The organism is Polaromonas sp., assembly GCF_030682935.1.
Lineage (GTDB): Bacteria > Pseudomonadota > Gammaproteobacteria > Burkholderiales > Burkholderiaceae_C > Polaromonas.
In genome coordinates this window covers 1-4,858 of record NZ_JAUXNA010000367.1, presented here as the reverse complement: position 1 = coordinate 4,858, position 4,858 = coordinate 1, and the positions used below count along the sequence as shown (strand labels likewise).

Sequence of the window (4,858 nt, the reverse complement as noted above, 5' to 3'; positions counted from 1 at the left end):
AGCAAAAACAGCCCACAGAACATGAGCGGCACAAATTGCTGTGCCAAAAAAGTCGTTTCCATTTATTTGTCTCCGGCCAGCAGGCGTGCTGTTTTGGCTTCAAGCTCTTCGAGGTGCTTTTGCTCGTCAGATTTGGTCTCTTCGCTGCTGAGCACGTCGGGCCCGTTGCCGGTCAGGAACGCGACCCGTTTTATCAGCTCTGACAGTGCCTGCAGCAGCAGCAGTGCAAAACCGAAAGGAATCATGGCGTAGGCGGGCCAGCGAATCAGACCGCCTGCGTTTTGTGACATTTCTCCGCTGTTGAGCGCCTGCAGAAAGAAGGGCCAGCCCAGGCCAATCATGATCAGGCAGAAGGGCACCAGCACCAGCACAATGCCGATAACGTCGATCCAGTTGCGCGTGCGGTCGCTGAGCTTGGTCGAAATGAAGTCGATGCGCACATGCGAGTTTTTCAGAAAACCGTAGCCCGCACCCAGCAAGAACACCGCTGCAAACAAATACCACTGAACTTCCAGCAGGCCGTTGGAGCTGACATTGAAAATTTTGCGCACCAGCGCGTTGCCAGCGCTGATGAGCGTGGTGGCCAGAATCAGCCACATCGTAATTTTTCCGATCACGGTGTTCAACCCGTCCACGGTATTTGAGAATTTAAGTAAAGCGCGCATTTTTTGTTTCCACGATAAAGAGCGGACGCATAAAAAATCGCCCGGATGACGTGAATGAGTCGGCCCGGACGAAAGTTTGCGTGAGGGGGATTGTATGAAAAAACTATAGAGGGTCAGCGACCAGCTTTGTGACGGGTTTAGCCCGCGATCGACTTGCCGCTAGCCGGGCCCCCGGGAAAAGTCGTGCGCTGGCGCCAGCTGGTACGGAGCTTCTTCAGTAAACGCTGACGCCGCGGCCCGTAGTGACTTCGCCAATCACGGCGGCCTCGGTAAAGCCTTGTGCGTGAAAAATCGCCAGCACGTCGGCCGCGCTGTCCGCGCTGCACGACACCAGCAAGCCGCCTGAGGTTTGCGGGTCGCTGAGCAGAGCCTGGTCCACCGCCGGAAAATCGGCGGGCAAACTGATCTCATGGCCATAGCTGGCCCAGTTGCGGCCCGACGCCCCGGTGATGCAGCCTTGCGCCGCGAGCGCGCGTACACCGTCCACCAGCGGCATGCGGGCCCAGTCGAGCCGGATCTGCAGGCCCGCGCCGCGCGCCAGCTCCAGTGTGTGGCCCGCCAGGCCAAAGCCGGTGATGTCGGTCAGCGCGTGCACGCCTTCAAGCTGGGCCAGCGCAATGCCGGGCTTGTTGAGTTGCGTGGTGAGGGCGACCATGCGGGCATAGCCTTCGGCGCTCAAGGCATCTTTTTTGAGTGCCGCCGACATGATGCCGACGCCCAGCGGTTTGCCCAGCACCAGCACGTCACCGGCCCGGGCGCCCGAGTTTTTCTTGACGCGCGAGGGGTGGATCAGGCCGAGTACGACCAGCCCGTAAATGGGTTCTACCGAGTCAATCGTGTGGCCGCCGGCAATCGGAATGCCGGCATCGCGGCACACGTCCTGGCCGCCGCGCAAAATCGCGCCTATGGTCTCCAGCGGCAGCACGTTGATCGGCATGCCCACCAGCCCAAGCGCCATGATGGGGGTGCCGCCCATGGCATACACGTCGCTGATGGCGTTGGTGGCGGCGATGCGGCCAAAGTCATACGGGTCATCGACGATGGGCATGAAAAAGTCGGTAGTGGCGATCTGCGCCTGCTCGTCATTGAGCTGGTAGACCGCCGCGTCGTCGGCGGTTTCAATGCCCACCAACAATTGCGGCGGCAAGTTCAGGCCCGGCAAATTGCTGGAGTTCTTGAGGATCTCGCTCAACACGCCCGGGGCAATCTTGCAGCCGCAGCCGCCGCCATGGGACAGGCTGGTTAATCGGGGGGTAAGGGGTTTCGCGGACGTTGTCGGGGCGTCAGGGGTGGTCATCAGGAAGCTTTCAAAGGCGTTGCAGTGGCGACCAGGTCGCCGTTCAGTGAGGAATTCAACAAGTTTATGACAAGGCGCTTTTCTTCTTGCGGCGCAAACAGGTAGGCGCGTTCGCTGCATTGCCGCTGCAGCAGGCGCAAAAATTCCGGCTCAGCCGCGCAGCGCCGCACCAGCGCCGCCAGCTGAGCGTCGTCGCCCGGCCCAAAGTAGCCCGCATAGTCGGTCCCCAGCATGCCGAGGTTGCCGCTGATGCGCGACGCCAGCACCGGCGTGCCCGACTGCACCGCTTCCAGAATGACATGGGCGCCGCCTTCCATGCGCGAGCAGTTCACCAGCACATGCGCGCGCTTGATGCGCTGGCGCGTGGCCGCACGGGGCAGGCCACCGAGCCAGCGGTAACGCGGGCTGCGCTGCGTCGTGGCTTGGGCTGCCTCTGCTGAACCCGGCTCAAGCGCCAGGCCGATCTGCTCAAAATGTATGCCGGCCTCAAAGTCGCGGCTTGCCGCGCGCATGAACGTCAGCGGGTCTTTTTCGTCACGCAGATGGCCAACCATCAGCACGCCCAAACGGCGGCTGGACTTGCGGGCGGGCTTCAACGCAGGGGCTGACTGGTAAATGACCCGCGCCTTGCTGCGCCAGGCTTCGGGCAACGCCGCCAGTCCGGCGTCCTGCAGCACCACCAGATGCGTGGCCAGCGCCAGCGACTGCTGTGCGTCCTGATCGGTGTGGATGTCGCGGTACAGGTCAGTGCCGGTCAGCACCACGATGAGGGGTTTGTCGGGGAAGGCCTGGGCCCAGGCCCGGATGGACGCGGCCGAGCGGCGGGCGTGCAGCGCCACCATGGCCTGCGCCGGGCCGTGGCGCATAGGTTCATCGGCCGGTGCGGGCCATTGCCGCATCAGCGCAATGTCACAATGACCTGACAAAAATTGTGCCCAGCGGTGGGCGGTGTGCCAGTTGCCGTTGTTGGCCTCCCGCAACGCCGGGCTTACCAGGACTATAGTTGTGGCTTCTGATCCCATATCCAATGCATCACCCGGTTTGATTGATTCGCCGCTGATGCGCAAGGCCGGCCATGAGCCGCTTTCGCTGGCGTTGATAGATGCGCGCAATCATACGCTGCACCTTTTTGGCCAGTACCAGCGGGCGCTGGAGTCTAGCCGGTTTGCGGTGCCCCTGCTCGCCACGCTCAATCCGCCGCTGTGGGAGCTGGGCCATGTGGCCTGGTTTCAGGAGCGCTGGATTGGCCGCAACCTGCAGCGGGCGCGGGGTGCGCGCTGTGACCCGCTGCAGTCCCGGCTGGCTTCTATCGCCCCGCATGCAGACCGCTGGTGGGATTCAGGCCAGGTCGCCCACGACACGCGCTGGACGCTGGACTTGCCGGATGTGGACAGCTGCCGCGCCTACTTGCTCGACACGCTGGAAAGCACGCTGGAGCTGCTCGAAAAAGCCGGCGACGACGATGACGCCCTTTACTTTTACCGCCTGTGCCTGTTTCATGAAGACATGCACGGCGAAGCCTTCGCGTACATGGCGCAGACACTGGGCTTGCCGCTGGACAAGCCCTTGCAGGCGGCGTTCACGCCGCCGCCCCTTACAGTGCGCGAGCCGCTGCTGGTTCCGGCCACCACCTGGCAGTTGGGCAGTGCCGCCGGGACCGGCTTTGCCTTTGACAATGAAAAAGTGGCGCACGCCATCAGCGTTCCCGAGTTTGAAATAGACGCCCAGCCCGTGACGTGGGCGCAGTATGTGGAGTTCGTGGCCGATGGCGGCTATGACCGGCAGGAACTGTGGCAGCCCGAAGGCTGGCAGTGGCTGCAAAGCCAGGCAGCGGGCGAGGGCCGGCGCGGGCCGCGCTACGTGGAGCAGATTGGCGTGGGCAGCGGCGCCGTTGTGCAAACCCGCTTTGGCCAGCCCATGCGCATGCAAGGCAGCCAGCCCGCGATGCACATGACCTGGTGGGAAGCGGACGCCTGGTGCCGCTGGGCCGGGCGCCGGCTACCGGCCGAGGTCGAGTGGGAAGTGGCGGCGCACACGGCGGCGCGCCGGGGTTTTCGATGGGGCGATGTCTGGGAGTGGATGGGCACGACGTTCCGGCCCTATCCGGGTTTTGCGCCCGACCCTTATCAGGCTTATTCCGAGCCGTGGTTTGGGACACACAAGGTGTTGCGTGGTGCGTCTTTTGCCACGCGGGCGCGGATGAAGCATCCTAAATATCGCAATTTTTATTTGCCCGGTCGGGATGATATTTTTTGCGGGTTCAGGTCTTGTACGGTGTGAGTCTTCTGGCTTCTTGTGCTTGTTTTGTATTGACTGAAGCCTTGTTTGATTCGTAGTGGGTTGGCTTTTCTGGGTTGGGCTGGCCGGTCTCGCCCGGCGGGCGAGGCACTTTACTTTTGCTTCGCCAAAAGAAAGTACCCCAAGAAAAGGCGACCCGCAGTCTGGGTCCCTACGCTGCGCTTCGGGCAACCTGTGCTGCCCCGGCAAAGCGGGGGTCGAGCTCGAACTCGCTTCACTGCGTTGCGCTCAGACAATCGCTCGCCCTGATCCCGCTTTCCCGGGGCATCACAGGCCCAGCCAGGACGGGTTTTGGGATTGGGATCGGAAGCGGAGCCGGGGGCAGAACGCGCCGAGCGCGTTCTGCGTATTTGGCTGTTGGCTGTTGGTATTTTTTCTTTTCCCCGGCCCAGCCCCTTCTGTCTGCGCTGAGGAGCGGAGCTTCAGGCGGATCAGGGCCGCGCGCTGTTTGAGCGCAGCGAGTTTGCGCGGACCCCGCCTGAAGCGAGCACCGCAAGGTGCCCGTAGCGCAGCGAAGGGTCGCAGACAGTAGGGTCGCCTTTCTTTGCTTACTTTCTTTGGCGAAGCAAAGAAAGTGAGTCGCATGCCGGGCGACTCC

At 62.6% G+C, this 4,858-nt stretch carries 4 protein-coding genes; 1 reads left to right on the top strand and 3 read right to left on the bottom strand.

Features of this window, described 5'->3' with window-relative positions; all coding sequences use genetic code 11:
- Positions 1-62: 62 nt before the first annotated feature.
- The 3 genes from Q8K05_RS16945 to senB form a co-directional block, all read right to left on the bottom strand.
- A complete protein-coding gene (locus Q8K05_RS16945) occupies positions 63-665 on the bottom strand; it encodes a TRAP transporter small permease subunit (RefSeq protein WP_305247783.1) in 603 nt (200 codons plus the stop codon).
- Positions 666-879: 214 nt separating this feature from the next.
- The gene (selD, locus tag Q8K05_RS16940; RefSeq protein ID WP_305247782.1) at positions 880-1,962 is read right to left on the bottom strand and encodes a selenide, water dikinase SelD; all 1,083 of its coding nucleotides are present in this window, start codon (positions 1,960-1,962) and stop codon (positions 880-882) included.
- Complete coding sequence (gene senB / locus Q8K05_RS16935) at positions 1,962-2,984, bottom strand: selenoneine biosynthesis selenosugar synthase SenB (protein WP_305247780.1); 1,023 nt, start codon at positions 2,982-2,984, stop codon at positions 1,962-1,964. Before senB ends, selD begins: the two co-directional genes overlap by 1 nt.
- Positions 2,985-3,021: 37 nt before the next feature.
- Between senB and senA the strand changes: the two genes are divergently transcribed.
- Positions 3,022-4,242, top strand: a complete 1,221-nt coding sequence (gene senA, locus Q8K05_RS16930; RefSeq protein WP_305247784.1) for a selenoneine synthase SenA — start codon at positions 3,022-3,024, stop codon at positions 4,240-4,242.
- Positions 4,243-4,858 lie beyond the last annotated feature (616 nt).